Annotated in this window: 13 protein-coding genes and 4 pseudogenes; 6 read left to right on the top strand and 11 right to left on the bottom strand. The window is 47.9% G+C overall.

The window, feature by feature from the left end:
* Nucleotides 1-92: 92 nt before the first annotated feature.
* The 4 genes and pseudogenes from ACOTX3_RS14335 to ACOTX3_RS14320 all read right to left on the bottom strand — a co-directional run.
* A pseudogene (locus ACOTX3_RS14335) lies at nt 93-2,216 on the bottom strand (TrlF family ATPase); the annotation flags it as partial.
* An 821-nt stretch (nt 2,217-3,037) separates the two neighbouring features.
* A complete protein-coding gene (locus tag ACOTX3_RS14330) occupies nt 3,038-3,373 on the bottom strand; it encodes a hypothetical protein (RefSeq protein WP_234355690.1) in 336 nt (111 codons plus the stop codon).
* A gap of 91 nt (nt 3,374-3,464) precedes the next feature.
* Entirely contained in the window at nt 3,465-3,704 is a 240-nt protein-coding gene (locus ACOTX3_RS14325; RefSeq protein ID WP_234355693.1) for a hypothetical protein, read from the bottom strand.
* Nucleotides 3,705-3,835: 131 nt separating this feature from the next.
* Complete coding sequence (locus ACOTX3_RS14320) at nt 3,836-4,108, bottom strand: ogr/Delta-like zinc finger family protein (protein WP_058678564.1); 273 nt, start codon at nt 4,106-4,108, stop codon at nt 3,836-3,838.
* A 1,071-nt stretch (nt 4,109-5,179) separates the two neighbouring features.
* On the opposite strand from ACOTX3_RS14320, the pseudogene ACOTX3_RS14315 reads away from it, so the two are divergent.
* From ACOTX3_RS14315 to ACOTX3_RS14300, 4 genes and pseudogenes are all read left to right on the top strand, one after another.
* Nucleotides 5,180-5,368 (top strand): annotated as a pseudogene (locus tag ACOTX3_RS14315) (helix-turn-helix transcriptional regulator); the annotation flags it as partial.
* 1 nt (nt 5,369) lies between these two features.
* A pseudogene (locus ACOTX3_RS14310) lies at nt 5,370-5,885 on the top strand (primase-like DNA-binding domain-containing protein); the annotation flags it as partial.
* A gap of 93 nt (nt 5,886-5,978) precedes the next feature.
* Nucleotides 5,979-7,076: a hypothetical protein gene (locus ACOTX3_RS14305; RefSeq protein WP_058678407.1), complete on the top strand. Its 1,098-nt coding sequence runs from the start codon at nt 5,979-5,981 to the stop codon at nt 7,074-7,076.
* A gap of 911 nt (nt 7,077-7,987) precedes the next feature.
* Entirely contained in the window at nt 7,988-8,302 is a 315-nt protein-coding gene (locus ACOTX3_RS14300; RefSeq protein ID WP_058678408.1) for a hypothetical protein, read from the top strand.
* On the opposite strand, the gene ACOTX3_RS14295 is transcribed toward ACOTX3_RS14300, so the two are convergent.
* From ACOTX3_RS14295 to ACOTX3_RS14270, 6 genes are all read right to left on the bottom strand, one after another.
* A complete protein-coding gene (locus ACOTX3_RS14295; protein ID WP_058678409.1) occupies nt 8,299-9,108 on the bottom strand; it encodes a DUF4225 domain-containing protein in 810 nt (269 codons plus the stop codon). The two genes, ACOTX3_RS14300 and ACOTX3_RS14295, sit on opposite strands and share 4 nt — an antisense overlap.
* Before the next feature lie 234 nt (nt 9,109-9,342).
* Nucleotides 9,343-10,089: an SAM-dependent methyltransferase gene (locus tag ACOTX3_RS14290; RefSeq protein ID WP_058678410.1), complete on the bottom strand. Its 747-nt coding sequence runs from the start codon at nt 10,087-10,089 to the stop codon at nt 9,343-9,345.
* Between the two features lie 10 nt (nt 10,090-10,099).
* Nucleotides 10,100-10,357 (bottom strand): YjhX family toxin, encoded by a 258-nt coding sequence (locus ACOTX3_RS14285; protein WP_013095761.1) that lies wholly within the window; start codon nt 10,355-10,357, stop codon nt 10,100-10,102.
* A 398-nt stretch (nt 10,358-10,755) separates the two neighbouring features.
* Complete coding sequence (locus ACOTX3_RS14280) at nt 10,756-11,427, bottom strand: hypothetical protein (RefSeq protein WP_058661767.1); 672 nt, start codon at nt 11,425-11,427, stop codon at nt 10,756-10,758.
* Between the two features lie 218 nt (nt 11,428-11,645).
* Entirely contained in the window at nt 11,646-12,860 is a 1,215-nt protein-coding gene (locus tag ACOTX3_RS14275; RefSeq protein ID WP_058678411.1) for an L-dopachrome tautomerase-related protein, read from the bottom strand.
* A 24-nt stretch (nt 12,861-12,884) separates the two neighbouring features.
* Nucleotides 12,885-13,679 carry an SDR family NAD(P)-dependent oxidoreductase gene (locus ACOTX3_RS14270; protein ID WP_023620951.1) on the bottom strand — a complete coding sequence of 265 codons (795 nt, stop codon included), beginning with the start codon at nt 13,677-13,679 and terminating at the stop codon, nt 12,885-12,887.
* A gap of 99 nt (nt 13,680-13,778) precedes the next feature.
* On the opposite strand from ACOTX3_RS14270, the gene ACOTX3_RS14265 reads away from it, so the two are divergent.
* Together ACOTX3_RS14265 and ACOTX3_RS14260 are read left to right on the top strand one after the other, a co-directional pair.
* The gene (locus ACOTX3_RS14265) at nt 13,779-14,678 is read left to right on the top strand and encodes a LysR family transcriptional regulator (protein WP_029882445.1); all 900 of its coding nucleotides are present in this window, start codon (nt 13,779-13,781) and stop codon (nt 14,676-14,678) included.
* Between the two features lie 16 nt (nt 14,679-14,694).
* Nucleotides 14,695-15,204, top strand: a complete 510-nt coding sequence (locus tag ACOTX3_RS14260) for a hypothetical protein (RefSeq protein ID WP_058678412.1) — start codon at nt 14,695-14,697, stop codon at nt 15,202-15,204.
* A 31-nt stretch (nt 15,205-15,235) separates the two neighbouring features.
* Here ACOTX3_RS14260 and ACOTX3_RS14255 read toward each other — a convergent pair.
* Nucleotides 15,236-17,019: pseudogene (locus tag ACOTX3_RS14255) on the bottom strand (diguanylate cyclase).
* Between the last annotated feature and the right edge of the window lie 115 nt (nt 17,020-17,134).

Raw genomic sequence — 17,134 nt, 5'->3', positions numbered from 1 at the left:
TCAGACACCGTCTGAATTTGCAGCGGGCTGGAGAAAGGGTCATTCTGAGAATGAAGATTCCGACGTTACTAACTGAGTGTTGTATCTAATCGTGGGGGCAGGTCATTATCATTGTTAACTAACGTAAAGAAATCCTCATAGGATCTTATGTTGAATGTTTCAATTAATTTTTGTTTTGTGCTTTTTTCGTTGGATGCTCTGAATTTTCCTTTGTTAATACATTCTTCCAATCCTTTATAAAATTTATCGTTATCGAAGATAACTCTGCCGCTTATACTAATATCTGAAAGTATATCTTGGACGATATGATTCTGTTCTTCATTCCAACTATCATTATTAGTTTGTAGGGAATCATATAGCCTACGTATTTCTGATGCTTGCTCTTCTATAAAGTCTTTATATTTTATTGCGTACTCGCTTCGCTCCTTAACATACGTGAAGTACCGAGATTTATTTTCATTTATTTCATTGATTTTTGATTTGGCTCTGTCTATGTTTTCTTGATATTCACTAAGTTTGCTCAATAATGATGAGACATCTTGGTTAATTCCTTGTTCTATAAATCCTTTTTTTATTTCATCATTTTTAAGTTTTATATCCTCGATGCGATTTTTTATTGCTTCTAAATTTTTATTTAACAAAAGGGTATGCTGTATATCTAGTAAGGGAGGTAGTTTAGGGGTCACAGCATCTAAATTGTTATAAACTCCAATTCTATCGTTGATTTCGGAAATGTTTCTACTTATGAAAGATAACAGTTCCTGAGTTTTATCATAAGCTAGCTGAGATTTATTGATTGATTCGGAATTTTTTTGATAATCAGAGATGAGTGATTTATTTTTAGGGTTGGTTAGAGTTTCTGTAAGTTTCTTATTGTCATTTATTATTTTTAGTTGAAATGCATCCGTATTTACTCTGTTGTTTTCTGAGTCAGTGAGAGTCCAGTAATCAACAAACCCTCTATATTTTGAAAGATTATCCAGGAGCAAGTTAGAGTTTACAGAATCATACTCTTTATCCTTTATTCCCAGCATTCTTTTTATTTCATTGCTTAAACTTTCTGGTTTTTTTGCAAAATTAACGATATCACCCTGAGATACATGAAGGTAGTTATAAGGTGAAGCTGTTTGTGAATTGAAGAGTATAGATGACTCCTCTCCATACCCTTTATCAAGAAAAACGCTAACGCCATTGGTTGATAAATCTCTATCAGAGCTAAACGTTATACCTGGCATCAATACGGCCTTCATTGCATCGAGGAAGATACTTTTTCCAGTGCCTCGCCCACCAATGATAGATACCATGTTTTTATTTAAAGGGATCGCTTGAGGCTTAAATGATAAATCAGTTTCGTTGAATATATTACCCTCAAGAGCTATTCGGCTAAAGTGGGGCTTTATGTAATTCAGTTCAATAAAATCACTCGACTGTTGAACTCTTTCTTCAGGTTCGAAAATTGTCTGTCTTAATCCTTGGAAAGTTGGTTTGGCTTTGACCCATGTAAATTTGCTTCCAATATCACCCAGAATATGCGCATCAGAGCAAACGAAAACAGGTTTTTTCGGCGCGTCCTCATATCTTGTGTCCAATAAGAAGAAATCTCGATCCCTGGCTCGTCCAAGAACAATATCGCCAAGCTTATCTATCTCTTTTGCGACAGCAACAGATCGTCCTTCTGTTTTTTCCGGCTGAAAGCCGCCATAACCATTTGGACATATTGCAATGAAGAAATCCTTACCAAGAGTAAAAGCGTTATTTAGCCCTTTGGAAAGGGTATCGTAATCTATTATTGCTTCGTCAAATTTTATCTTTGACTCATCCATTGAGTCTTTACAACACCATATTGTTTTTTTATCATCGGTAGTGTTTTGTAAGTTAATTCTAGATAATACTTTATTGATTCGATCAGTTGAAATATGTTCTGAAAAAACCGCATGGACATTTATCCATTCACCTGATTTATTTGGTTGTGCAATTCGAAATTCTGCATTGGCCAATATGCATATTGGATATTTTCTCTCTTTAAATTTAGCCTTGATAATTTCTAATTCATTTTCAGCAAAAAACCAGTAATTTGTCACTGCTATCAGCTTTAATTCATTTTTAATGATCTCATCCACAAAAAGATTTATGTCTTTTCCTATGTAATTATTATTTATATGAGTCAGAGGAGAATGTATATGAAGATCCCATTTATTCCAAGTCGAGCCGATCATGATGCTTCCTTATTATCAATTGCTATATGTAGTAAGAACCATATTCCAACTATTGCACAACTGTAAAAACTGAGCTTCATTATAATAATGAGTTTGTGAAGCTATGCACGAACTAAGTATTTTAATATTTAGACACTATGTTAGCGCGCAATGCCCACCTCGCCACGCCTGCCCACTTAAGGGAGGCTTTTAATGTAGGTGCAAAGATGTACTCAAGCCGCATCGGAACTGGCGCTGAACGGGAGTACAGGAACGGGAAAGCATATGCAAAATGATGCATCCTTTGGATACTTGCTTTAACTAGTGAAAAATGATGGGATCTATGTAATTTTTGACTGGCTACTCACCGCAAGTGCTGCGTGTTGACGGAGGTAAATTATACTCTTTGCTGCGGTAAATTTTTCAAAATTATTTACCCACTAAACAGCATCAAGCCTGTAATACTCTCTACCGTTTTGTTCTGCTATGGACAGCTACTCTTCGCCCTTATTCCTTGCGTCTCAACAGCGCACCAAAGAGGCGAGATTTACCCCTGTTTTGGCCCATCCAGCTCCTCGAGATTTGTACGATCGGTACCATTTAACCTCAAAGCGCGCACTCGTAGCCCCGCCACGCCTGCCCGCTTTATGTAGTGGTTTTCATGCACCTGCATGAGTGTCGTTGGGCCGCGCCGTGTCTGGTCTGACGTACATTAACTGGTTGCATGAGACTCATGCGTTTTCATGCAGCATAGACATGCACTAAGGCGACAGACATCAAAAACCCGGCATAGGCCGGGCATAAGTGAGCTGTTTTTCACTTCAAAACTTTTTCTCCTGTCCTTACGTGAGCCTGATCGGTGCTGAACCGGTCAGACTCATAACGTCGTCTCGGAATCTCAGCGGCATTATTTCATTCGTCCATTTCAGCATTAGATTCAGGATAAATTCACGATACAGCGTATCTGCATCATTTATGCCTTCAATAATGCCCGGTATGTGCGCTGAGCTATTCCGTTCGAATTGCCTGTACTTCATCCTGAGCAGGCTGCTCAACTCGGCACAGTGGAAAATAAAAAAGTCACGCAGAAGCTCATCGATACGCTCCTCAGTGAGGCCATGATGGCAGTTGATATAGGCTTTTGCCTTACGACCGGTCGCGCCAGCTAGTATCGGCAACTGCTCTTTTTTTCAGTAATCAGTCCGGCCAGCTCGGCGGCTGTTTCCTGTTGTTCCAGATACTCAGCCCGAAGAGCTTTCATCTCCGGCGTTACGATGCCGCCGTTCTGGTTAATTCCCTGAACTTCGCCCGATTGTCTTTGCTGGCCTGTTCAGTTTCGGTCTGATGATGGCGCAGAGTCCTGAGGTTCTCAATAGCTGCTTCTTCAGCCTGACTGGCCTCCACCCAGGCCTGCATTTTTTGGTAAAGGTCGATAATTCGGGACTGCCAGCAGGAGGAAAGGTTTTTTGTCAGTTTTTCCGTCTCGCGAGCTATTTCATCTGTAGGCAACCGAATGAGCCAATCCGCATCCTTAAGCGGTTTTTTTTGCCCTGGCGAGGAGTGTAACTACGTGTCCTGTTGCGGCCTGAATCTGGTTTTCCGTCAATTGTTGTTCTTTCATATTGTTGTTCCTCTCCATTCTATTGTGCATGACGGTCTTTAAGGGGGCAGGCTGAACCGTAGCGGCCCAGGGTCTGCGGCTGACGTACGAGAGAATTGCTCTTCGAATCAGGTTCAGGCGTCGCTGATTTATGGGGCTTCATAATTATCGTGTCGACACTTTCAAGGGCAGTAAATGTGCACGAACATTCAAGATTCTGGCACTGATACCATGAGCGCTTAACCGATGGAGCTTCATAGGCGCTGGTTCTGGCATGAGCGACCGTGCCACATTCAGGACACTTCAGGGCCATATCAGTACCCTCCTTTTGCATTAAGTCTGTTGAGGCGAGCCAGGAAAACTTTATGTCATGCCGGGGTGAAACTGGCTGATGCATTAGCACGCATTGATGCATCCACCATTAGTGTTTTGTTGTCGTGTCAATTGTGCCGGTACTCATACAAGGGCACTACTGAGGAGGATTGTGCCAGTGACAGAACAATGACCTTGTTATAGCTAGCCAGAGAAAGGCGTCATGTCTGATATTCACCCTTCCTTTAATACATACTATTCACTACTGTTCACTTTAATAAAAAGATAGTAAATACATGGGGTTGAGGAGTGTAGTGTTTGAATCGAAGTGTTCATCTACTGTTCATGACTGTTCACAGAAATAAAACTTCACTTATATTTTTTTTCTCATATAAGTAGCGATATTTTTTTCAGTTTATTACTGGCTTTTTTCTCCTCACCACTATTCACAAGTATTCAGCACTGTTCGATGTATAGAATAAAATGTGTCTTATTTCTGTTTAATAATTCAACATTCAACCTCCCGTCAGCCTGTTGTATTTCAGGGAAATATTCATAAAAATGAATCTATCTGATGCTCATTAAACACATCCGGATACATGCGGAAGGATAAGGATAATTTAATTCTTCAGTTGGTAACTTAATTAATACATATGATGAACTGTTTAGTCTTGGTCGTTTGTAGCTCTTTTATTATTCCGATGTCTTCGTCCTTATGATGTAAAACCCAGAATGGCATGGCTTGTTTCAGACTTTAGCTGTGATACTGCCTGGTGTAATAGACTTTTTTATACTTGATGCTCCTTATTATATTCCATAAAAGGATGGTTTGTTTTTGTCCGTTCCATACGGTTTTTAGCTGTTTTATTTTTTTTTTTTTTTTTTTTTTTTTTTTTTTTTTTTTGTTTTTTTTTTTTTTTTTTTTTTTTTTTTTTTTTTTTTTTTGAGGAATCAACATTTCACACCAAATAAATAAAGCATGCGCGAGCCGCTTATATAAACATAATAAGGAGCTACCTGAATCCGGATGGAATTGCCCGGACTGTTGTAAACATACTAGAGAGGTAGCCAGATGAACAGTATTTCCGTTTCCACCCCGGCACCAGCTGCTCCGGTGCTCCCGGCTCCGGCTCAGCAGAAACGCTTCATACGATTACCTGAAGTGATGCACCTTTGCGGGCTATCCCGTTCAACCATCTACGACCTTATCAGCCGCGATGCCTGCCCGCAGCAGATATCCCTGGGTGGAAAAAATGTGGCCCCGCCGTAGAGTTATTCTGCATTTTCCTGAGCAGATAGCACCGGAAGAACGCGATCCGCAGCTAAAGGATAAAATTGCTCGAGAACTTGCTGTGATTGTTCGCCAACTCATGCAACGTTTCAGCGATCCGATGAGCGCCAGAACATTGCTTCGGTCGCAGCAGAATTCTGATGAGGCTCTCACCATCAAGCGTGATGCCGATCCAGCATTTGATTTTTGTGGCTATCTTGAGGCATTACCCGACACCAACGGCATGTTTATGAGAAACGCCAATATTGTCCCGCGCCAGCCACGTACATACCTTTACCATGCCTATCTGGTCTACATGGAAGCCAACGGCTATAAAAATACGCTCAGTCTGACCATGTTTGGCAAGGGGCTGCCGTTAATGCTGAAAGAGTATGGGCTGCAGTACGAGAAGCGGCGGACCAATCAGGGAATGCAGACCAATCTGGCACTTAGAGAAGAATGCAATGCTGACTGGCTACCGAAGTGCAGTCTCGAAATCACAAAATAGGTATTTAAACCGGTGGAAGCCGGTTTTTTCTTGACATATGAATAAGCTAATCTTCAAATATCTGACCGCAGAATATAATTTAAGAGGTTGTGGATGAAAACTGTATTTGTGCTTGGCGCTGGATTTTCAAAAGAAGCTGGCGCGCCTATGCAGGCGGAAATAATGGGTGAGATATTTAAAATACACCAAGAGGATTCAAACTATTTTAATGGTTCAGATTTTCAGCTTTTTGAAAACTTACTTACTGAACAATTATATTATAAACGTGAGCAATTTAAAGATGTTCAGATTGAAGATATGTTCACTCCTTTAGACCGGTGCTTGGCGGATAATATCCAGTTTAGAGGTCTGTCTATTGAGCAAATGACAAAGACAAGGGATGCTGTTTTTAATATCATTGGTTTGGCCATTAGGAGGATCTTGGAAAGAAAAGGGAATAGTAAGGAATATATTGACCACTTTGCTGAGTATTTAGTGAGGACATGTAGCGAGAGGCTGGGTGGTAATTATAGACAGCATGATCCTGTAAGCGTTATTAGTACCAACTGGGATATTCTACTAGATAATTCATTGTATGATTATATCCAAAGGAACTACCACGGACGTGCAGTTGTTGATTATTGCTGTTATATAAGCTCCTTAGAAGAAAGGGACGAAACGGTAAAGCCGGGTCTAGAAATGTTAGGAGCAGGTGGTTTTAATGTGAAACTGCTGAAGATTCATGGTTCACTTAACTGGCTACAATGTTCGCGATGCATGCGCCTTTATGTCGGGTTTAATAAAAAAATAGGGGTTGCGAGAGGGGCAACATGTAGGCATTGTGATAAAAATCATGACGCAGTAAATAAAGAGAATAGACTGATATCAAATCTTATTATGCCTACCTTTCTCAAGGATCTATCAAATCCTCAATACAAAATAATTTGGCAGAACGCTGGTATTGAATTATCTGAAGCTGACAAAATAATCTTCATAGGTTATTCGTTGCCGAATGCCGATTTTGAAATGAGACAACTTTTATCTCGAATGATTAAACGAAGTGTTAAAATTGAAGTCGTAACATATGAAAGAGATAAAGAAAAAGAAAAGGATATAAAAAAATATTGGCAGGCATTTTTTGGTGAGCGTGAGGTTAAAGTTCATTTATGTGGTGCCAGTCAGTTCATTGAGCAATCCTTATATCTTGAATAAATTTAATAGGTTAAGGATGGGGCTAACTTCACAGCCCTGTTCTTTTGGAATAGGTTAAATTTAGGAAAAGATAGTTTTGACCTATCATAAATTTTATGCGAGTGGACCACAAACCCGGCGAATGCTGGGTTTTATTATGGTCTAAGATCAAATGTAGGGTTTGCTGTTCACTCTTCACTTAACGGTTAACTTCTATCATATTGATATTTCATATAAAAATATGATGGTGAATAGTATGTACGCTTTTCATAAGAAAAAGTATTTTGTTGTGCGATGAGGTGGACGAGTTTTGAACGCTTCCGCCAATGTGTATAGCCATGTGTATAGGATTATTTGTCGACAAGAATAAATTCTTGAAAAACAATGAGTTAAGTTGATTTGATTTGTTTGTTCCTATTATCTGACCAACAGTTGCCGCTATGGTTAACTGTGGCTATTCAGGGATGTCAGCACGTAGCGGCCTGTAGGCCTGTAGTTGTAAAGCTCGAACAGGTACAAAGTGTGAACACTCCCCACGAACCGCTATCAACTCAAAGCTGACGACGTTGCCAACGTCTCTAAACTATCCCGAAACAGATTTATCACACGTATTTAAGCCCGATGTGTGGCCTGTGAGCCACGTAAACAGGTGAATAGTGGTAAACGTACCTGCACACAATACGCAGGCAGCGCTTCGCTCACGCTCCGAAAGGTACACGAGCACCCTGATAAGGTGTGATCCTTCTGAACACTGATGTAGTCGCTACGCTCCGCTTGTTGCTTGCACCACTAACGGGGCTTTATGGCTTCTATTGTCTGAAATCTGATACATTGCGCAAACATCAAGTGGATTGCTGTAAAGTTCATCAGTATGATTATTTTCACAATCAGCGGTTGAGAAAACACTTCTGGGAGCTAAGGGACGAGACGATATGAAAGTGACTGATGAGGCTTTGTTACGTTCAGGGTTTACGCAGCCCGAATTGCAGAAGATAAAAAGCAATATTGAAAAATATGGAGGAACGCTTGGAGAGGCCATAAATGACCTCGCCAGACGATTTGTTACCTTGGCGGGAGTGGTGGCTGTTTGTACCTTTATCCTATTACTACTTATTGTCTTCAGCTCACCTGATAGAGTAATTGCATGGGGGCTGGCGATGATCTTTGGGGTTGCCATTATGTCCTTTGCACAGCCGCCGGTAATTTCCTATAAATCCTGGCGTTACCGAAAAACTATCAAAGATTAATTGGTTCCATTTTCTGTTGTCACCAGGTCGAAAATCACTTTTGCTTTAACACCATAACCGACAATCTTCATTGTTAGCGTAGGAGTGCTCATTGTGCTGACTTTGCGATAGTAATCGTGTTGAAGCCAGCGGAATAATCTCCAGGCTCCAGTTTTTCGAGCGAGTCCTACAATGCTGTACACACTGGCTCCAAGAGTAACTCCATTATAGAGAGCCAGGCCCGTGTTACGATTGAATCCCATAAATTGGGCTGTATGCATCGCGGAGTCAGCAATGATACCTTGCGAGGGTTTATGTCCTGCTGGCTGATCAAAGTTGAGCACTTCTTTCGTTAATCCGTTCATACCATCGGCAATCAGGACTGCCCCAGCCAGCATACCAATTGGCCCCATAGTGGATAACATCATAAAGCCACCAAAGAAAACCATCCCTGAAAGCACCACATTCACAGCTGAAATAACATATCCGACTATCTTGTTATTTTCTCTGACAAACTCGACCTTCGCATAAAGCTGAGCGGACCTGGTCCTTAACAAGCGCTCTTGCTCAAGAAGATTCTCTTTTTCAGCACGCAGATTTTTGAGGCATTCAATGCATTCTTCATCGGTTTTCGACCGCCGTGCTGTCGCGAACTCTTTTTCTACGACCTGTTTTATTTCCTCAACAAACTTGATACGTGTTAGACCATCTTGTAAATAGTAAGCTGACAGTCGATTTGCAGTTTCGATGACCTTTCGGGCTTCCAGATTCACCATCGTATCTGACCAGGTTCTATTCCATCCCCTGTTAAGCAGCGCAATATCCATCATGCTTCCTTCATTAATGTGCCTGGCTGTTTTACGGGCAATATATTCGCCTCATCGGTTTTTCTCAATAGACGATCCCCTGGTATTCATCTCGCGCCAGTAAAAGAATAACAACCTGTAATTACGATGACGAATAAAGGGAATGATTAACAATAATAAAGTACGACAGGCGTAATATTGTGCGCTCCCTGCAAAAAGGCGATATAACCTTTGGGTTATATCGCCTGCTCCTTTTTATCGTGCGATTAACGCAAACACGCCCCAGCCAAAATACTCCCGCGTATATGTCACATGGCGTTTAGGCGCATTCGTCAGCTCTGCCCGAACCTCATGCGCAAAGTTATCGTCAGGGTTCTCCTCCAGCCAGCGGCGCATGGTCAGCCATTTAGCCGCTTCATACCGATCCCAGCCTTCCTGGTCTGCCAGTACCATTTCGACCAGGTCATAGCCCTGTTCATCGAAAGAGGCGACAAGGTCGGGCAGGGGGAGGAAATCGGCCACCGATGAAACGCCACAGGCCTGGGCAATCTCTTCCGTTGCAGGCAGTTGACACCAGTACGGTTCGCCGATAAGCACCAGTCCGCCTGGTTTAAGGCTCTTTGCCAGCAGTTCGATCGTCCCGGCGACGCCGCCCGCAATCCAGGTGGCCCCTACGCAGGCCGCCACGTCACATTTTTCATCCGCGACGTAGCCCGCCGCGTCGTTATGAATAAAATGAACGCGTTCACTGACGCCAAGCTTTTCCGCGCGCAGCTTTGCCTGAGCGGTGAAGAGCGGGCTCATGTCGATGCCGGTACCGGTAATGCCATAGTCACGTGCCCAGGTACACAGCATCTCTCCCGAGCCGCTGCCGAGATCGAGAATGCGCGCGCCTTGCTTCATGCGTAACACGCGGCCCAGCGTGGCGTACTTCTCTGGCGTGAAGGGGTTGTGAATGCGGTGTTCACTTTCGCTGATAGTAAAAATACGTGGGATATCCATAATCCTCTCCTTATCGATTATCAGGCTGGGCGCGAACGTTGTTCAGCCCGGTGGTATTGATGCGGTAGGGTTGACCGTTGACGGATTTGATCAGCTTTTTGGTTTTGAGTTTTTTAAAGACGGCGAGTGTGCAGTCGGTGAGCAGAAGCCCTTCCCGGCTGTAGCATTCAACGGAAGTGACGCGGCCAGATGCATCGCGGACGTGCACAATACGTCCACCTTTAGCGAGAACGTGTAAGGTACGTTGTTCCTGACGGGATAAATTCATACTGGAAAACCTGTTTAATCATCATGTGCAAAACGTGCAAACACACAACGGTGTCCGCATTCGATTTCGGCGCATTGATAATCAGTCCGGCCTGAAAGGTCGGGGGGCTGATTATCAGATGATTACATTCTCCAGCATCAAAGCCTCGGGTAGAGTTGAAAGGTATTTACGAAGTGAATGATAACACCGCTTTTTGGTAAGTGAATAGCCAGGGATAAAAAGTGTGATCACGAAGGGTAGGGTGCGGCGCCAGAATGTTGTATTCCCGGCAGGCTGGAAGTGAAAAGGTAAGCCTGTTGTCCGGCTATCTAGCTTTTTCATCCTGAAACCTCATGGTATTTCAGGATGAGCGTACTCCCACACAAGCCCGCACGAAGCGGGCCGTACTGCACATCACATTACAGCTTCAGCAAACGCGGCAGCTGGTTATCCAGCTCAAGCAGGCAGCTTTTCATGTAGCTTTCAGTTTGGCTGGTCACTTTTTGGTAATTATTTGCACTCCACTCGCTCAGTGGCGCTTCAACTGGCGTAGGGGCGCATTCCGCTACCGTAAATGCAGAGAACATATTTCCGCTTTCCGGGCGCTTATAGAAGAGGACTTTATATTTCAGCTGATAGAGAGGCGTGGTCGCGGTGGCGTCTTTATAGATCAGCGCCCAGGTTGCTTTACCAATATAGAGCGGCTGCTTGTAAACGTGGCCATTGCCTTTTTCGTTCAGCCACTTGCTGATATTTTGTTTCGCTTTAGGAACAAACCAGCTGTTCGTCGGGTTTTGCAGGGTTTCGATCGCTGTCCCTTTATAGTTCTCTTTATCAAAGTCACCGGAGTTAATGTTACCGGTTAACGCGCCGAGAACGGCAAGCCCCATACCGGCTGCGGCATGCGTCGGGGTCACTTCGCGCAGCGTGTTGTCGGCGATACGGTTGTCATTCAGTTCCGGCAGTGCTGATACGCTATAAATATCAATTGCGCTGCCATTTGCCGCTTTCACGGTGTCGGGTTTTACCGAGCCAGCACAGCCCGCAAGAATTAAGGATGCAGATACAATCGCTAGAAGACGAACTTTCATTTTCTCTCCATGAGATAATTTTATTTAGGTGGCTGCGTGGATGTTCCTGAGCCGAAAAGGGCCGTTTATCTTGCCCGGCAGAGTTGCCAGCCTGCAGACACAGACTGACAACTACCCAGATAAATATCGACTCCCTGACCCTGTTCTTTAGTCAATCAGCCACATTCCTTTGACCCGCATCAATAATCGTTCGCGATTATCCAGCCACGGGTATTTTATTATTCGCCCGTATTATGTGATGCACCGAGAGGCAAACGCCACAAATCATAGCGTTCCTCTCCGGGTTTAACGGCTCCCGCGAAGTGGTCATTGAGGCGACTCGAGGTAAAGATCAAATCTCCGTCCGGACGGATTGCCGGTGTGTCTGGCCAGTAAACGTCTTCGCTGGCGGCGATAAGCGACATAGCGCGGTGCTTCGGATCAAACCGGACAATTCCGTTGCGGGTGACATCCGTGATATAGAGGTTGCCCTTTGCATCGGTTACAAGACCGTCGGTGTTACCGCCCACCACGCCGAGATCCTGGATACTGGCGGCAATCTGCGCATCGGTTGATCCTGCCTGTCTCAGCAATGCCGTGGGCACTGCCCAGGCATGGGTTCCCGTTGTGACCGTCCAGTACAGCGTGCCCGCATCCGGGGAGAGCGCAATACCGTTGATGCCAATTAATAAGGGTTTACCCGGCCAGACCTCCGCACCGTGTGAAACCACGTTGACGCCTGGCTCAATCTGTAGCGCAGGGTGACGGTCGAGCACGCGTCGCGCCGTGCCGGTGGTGAAATCTACGACGATAAGGCCCACGCGGTTTTCCGGTGCGCTCCGCGAGCCGCTATCGGAGATATAGGCGACACGGCGTTTCTCATCGACAACCACATCGTTCAGGAAGCTGGCTTTGCGGTCCGCCACGCCATCCAGGGCGATACGTTTAAGGGGGCGGCCCGTGTTGAGATCCAGTACGACCAGTTTCTGCGAGCCCACGGGCGACTCCGTTTCGCCTGCGACAAACCCCATGTCCAGCGCCCATAGCCAGCCATTTTGACGATCAATATAAAAGCCAAGCACGTTGCGCAGGTTCTGCGCGGGATCGGTGTTTACCGCGTTCCCCTCGCGTGACGGAAACGCCGTCAGGCGGGCAGGGCCGGACTGAACAGTCGTATCCAGAATGCTCAGCGTGGCGGGGGCGGCGGCAGAAACCAGCCGGGGCGTACTGACAAAGGTCCGGCCCTTTGCATCAAAATGGATACCGGCAATGGGCGCGTTAACCGAGCCGGAAAACCGCGTCGGCGTTTGCCCATTCTGAGAGGTATCCCAGCTCACGCCAGCATAGCTGCGCCAGCGTTCAAGGGGCTGGAGCGTCGCCGCACTGGCGAGACTCGGGAAAGCGATCAGCGCCGCCAGCGCAATGGCGGACAGACTACGGGTGCGAATGAACATGAAAAGGCTCCGGTGAGTTCAGCATTAAAGGATGGAACGGAACGTGCCGCCCTCGACGCGTACAGCCGCCCCGTTGGATGCCGCGCCCAGTGGGCTGGCTAACAGAGCGACCATCGCCGCGATCTCGTCTGCCTCAATCATTCTGGCTATCAACGAGCTGGGGCGGTAGGTCTGGAAGAAATGCGCTTCGATCTCCCGATCGGTCATATCCGGGGCAGGCGCGGTCTGGCGAAGGTACTCAATAATGCCGTCCGAGCGCGTCGCCGACGGCAGCACGCTGTTAACCGTCACGCCGGTTCCCCGGGTCAGTTCGGCCATACCGCGCGAAACAGCAAGCTGCGCTGATTTGCTGACGCCGTAATGCACCATGTCTGGCGGCGTAAAGGCGCCCACTTCGCTGGATATAAAAATCACCCGTCCCCAGTTCCGTTCCAGCATGCGCGGGAAGTAGTGGCGTGAGAGGCGGACGCCGGACATCACATTGGTGTTGAACATGCGCAGCCAGTCTTCGTCGTTAATATCCGCGAAAGCTTTGGCTTCGTAGAACCCCAGGTTATTAATCAGAATATCGGTATCAGGGCAGGCGGCGAACAGGGCTTCTGCGCCCTCCAGGGTACCGAGGTCAACGACAACGGTGGAGACCTGTGCGTCAGGCGTCGCGTCGGTGATGGTGGCCGCGGCTTTTTGCAGCTTTGCCGGGTCGCGTCCGGTAAGGGTGACGGCAACCCCTTCTTGAGCGAGCGTGCGTGCGATGGCCAAACCAATGCCTGCGGTTGCGCCCGTAACCAGCGCGGTCTTACCGGTGAGTTGAAGATCCATAGTGTTTACCCTCTGGTGATGAATGCAGCTCACTTTACTCATCACTCCGGAGGGGATAAATTAGCCAGATTGAAAAACATTTGTTCCTGAAAGAGCAAAATGAGCCGCAAATTCGATTATCTCGGAGACGTTGAAGTCTTCATTACTGTCGTTGAACACGGCTCTTTTACTGCCGCAGCGGTTGTCCTTTCCACCACACCCTCTGTCCTGAGTCGCGCGGTTTCCCGCCTGGAAGCGCGGCTTGGACGGCAGTTATTACAGCGAACGACCCGCCGCGTGGGGCTGACGGAGGCCGGACGCGTTTATCTGGAACAGGCGAGGTCTGCGTTTGCACTGCTTGATGACGCCGAACGCGAGGGGCGGGGCCAGGAAGGCGATCTGACCGGTCGCGTGCGAATGAGCGTTCCAACCACCTACGGGCACTACCGTCTGCCGCCGCTGCTGGCGCGCTTTGCCCAACACTACCCACGCGTTCAGGTGGAGCTGAACATCACCAATCGCAACGTTGATCTGATTGCGGAGGGATTCGATCTGGCGATTCGCCTGGGGCAGTTGCCCGACAGTGGGTTAGTCGCGCGCAAGCTGGAGGACGCAGCGCTGCTGCTGGTTGCATCGCCTGATTACCTGCACCGCATGGGGAGCCCGCAGACGCTGGAGGAGTTGCATCGTCACACCTGTCTGCCCTTTATCATGCCGCGTACCGGACGCATTGCCCCCTGGGTGTTTCGTGATGAGGAACGTGATATTGACTGGCTGCCGGGTTCAACTATCGAAATCTCAGACGATGTACTCGGCGTGGTTTCGCTGGCGGAACAGGGGATGGGGATCTGCCAGAGCTATGAATTTATCGTCCGCGACAGGATACAGCGCGGTCAGTTAGTTGAGGTGCTGCCACACCTGCGTGGACGGTCGCGGCCGTTCTCCGTGCTCTTCGCGCCACATCGACGCCAGTCGGCGGCCACCCGGGCGATGATTGATCTTCTCACCACCCAAAAATGACAAGGATATGTCCACCATGAAAAAAGAGACTTATACCTTTTGGCTCCCACTCATCGCGGGCGGTATAGCCCTGCTATCTGGTTTTGTGGTCTGGTCAGTTAACGTTTATCGCGTGACATACCTTACGATCCGCGGGGAGCAGTATCTGGCCGGAGGGGCGTTGCTGCTGGCGCTGGTGCCGATGGTTATTTTTATCAGAAAGGGACGACTCAAAGGCAAGCGTGTTGCTGGCGCGATAAAACTATACCTTGGCTTCTTCATTTGCAGCCTGCCGGTTGCCATGTTCGCGATTTTTACAACGGCCTGGCTACTGGAGGGAGACTATTCCTCATGGAGCAAACCTTACCGGTATGAATCCAGTACCCGCCACAGCTGCTCGGGGGCAGAAGTCTACGAGCCGGAGTTAAAAAAAGAGATCCGCATCTGTAACCCGAAGGGTAACGTCTATTCCAACTCTACCCTGTACGTGGAAAAGCGGAGTAATCCGCTGGGGATTGTGGTGCTCTGGGCGATCACGCGCGCCTGAATCGGTGAAGCTCAGGGCGCGAAAATCACCGTCAGCCCGCCTCCAGCATCCCAAAGCTCACAATACGCGAACGGCCCAGCTCTTTCGCCCGGTATAAGGCCACGTCGGCAGCGCGCAGCAGGTTATCGCTCTGAGCGTGCTGCGGATAGCTGGCGACGCCAATCGACACATCCACAGGGCCAATCTCTGAAAGCCCATAGCGCAGCGACAGTTCATGCACGCCGTTATAAATCTCTTTGGCGCACGCCTGCGCCGCCTCTTCATCGACGCCGGAAAGCAACACCAGAAACTCTTCGCCGCCATAGCGGAATGCCAGCCCGCTGTCGTGTACGGCGCGTTGTATGATGGTGGCCACGCTTTTGATGACCTGATCGCCCGCTTCATGACCAAAGCGGTCATTGATGCTTTTGAAGTGGTCGATGTCGATCATCAGGCAGCTTACCGGCTCTTCATTGCGCACCGCCTGCGCCATTTGGGTGCGCAGGGTATCTTCCAGATGATGGCGGTTACGCAAGCCGGTGAGCGGATCGAAGAGGGCTTTTTCCAGCAGGGCATCGCGCAGACGTTGGTTGGCCAGCGCCAGGCCAGCGCTTCAGCCATCAGCTCCAGATAGGCGCGGGAAGGGGCATTTTCCGCAGTGATGTTCTGGAAGGAGAGCAACCCAATGGCTTCGCCCTGGGCAATCATAGGAACGCAGAGCGACGTATGCGTGTGCGACGCCGGCAGATGGTAGCAGGCGATATCCGGCTCGCCATTCACCGGAGGATGGCTTTGCCCACGTCTGACCGCCCAGCACTCATCGGGATGAAAAGGCGTATCCTCTCCTGGCGGCGAAAGCCACTGCGCGACGCAGCGCATCTGCCACGGATCGCGGTCGAGGATATAGAGCCGCCCGGCAATTCCCGGCGCGATATTGGGGGCGAACAGCTCCGCTACGTTAATCACGTCCGCAAAGTTTTCACACCCCTGCAGCCGCTGGGTCATGCGCGCCAGCAGCTCGCGGATGGCCCAGTCGGCGTCGCGCTCTTTTTCCAGACGCTGCCGCGCAAGGCCATTTTCACGAAAGATACGAATCGCCTGCGCCATATCGCCAATCTCATCGATCTGGTTGAAATTGGGTGTTTCTACGGCATAGTCCTGCGACGCCAGGCGATGCACCACATCGCTCAGGCGTACCACCGGGCGCAGCACGCGCCGTTTTAAGATAAAGCCAAGCACAAACAGGAACAGCAGGGCGGTCAGGCCAACCATCATTTCAGAGATTGTCCGCAGCGTTTTCGATTTTTTGGTTGCCTCCTGAACGGAAGCGATCACCCGCTTGTCGAGTATCTGGCGGAAGTGTTCGATCTGATTCTGGGCGCGTTCCAGCTCCTGCTCATAGGGCGCACCGTAGAGCAGGGCGATGGCCTGCGCATCTTCTCCCTGCGCCGTGTGGGTGAGGGCGGCCTGCTGTTCGTCCTGTAGCTCATCGACGATTTTTATCCCTTCATGCAGCAGAGACAGCTCATCATCTGACGCGCCGACATCCTGCAGTTTTTCCAGCCGGAGTTCGGTACTCTTCAGCTTGTTCTCTGACTGGTTGTATTCCCTGAGAATTTGCGGATCTTTTTTAATCACGTACAGGCGGGCTAAATCAGACTGCGCCCAGATATCGGTTTCGATATCTTCCGTAAGTTGATCAAATATCTGCCGCTGTTCAACGGCCTGACGCTCAAGGGTGTCGGCATTGGACGCCATCAGCATGATGATGCCGGAAGCGAGGGTCAGGCAGACCGTGGCACCGTAGGCCCAGTTTGTTATCGTCGCGATTCGCACCTGGTGATCCTTTTACGACCAAAGAAGGATGGCGTTCTTTCAAATTATAGAAAACGTTTGATTTAAGGCGAAAAAAAAGGCGGCACAGCGCCGCCTGTTGGGAAGGTTATCGTCA

The sequence above is a fragment of the Enterobacter cloacae complex sp. IR5384 genome, assembly GCF_049237265.1.
Classification (GTDB): Bacteria; Pseudomonadota; Gammaproteobacteria; order Enterobacterales; family Enterobacteriaceae; genus Enterobacter; species Enterobacter cloacae.
The sequence above is the reverse complement of the archived record's forward strand: the minus strand, read 5'-3'. Positions and strand labels throughout refer to the sequence as shown.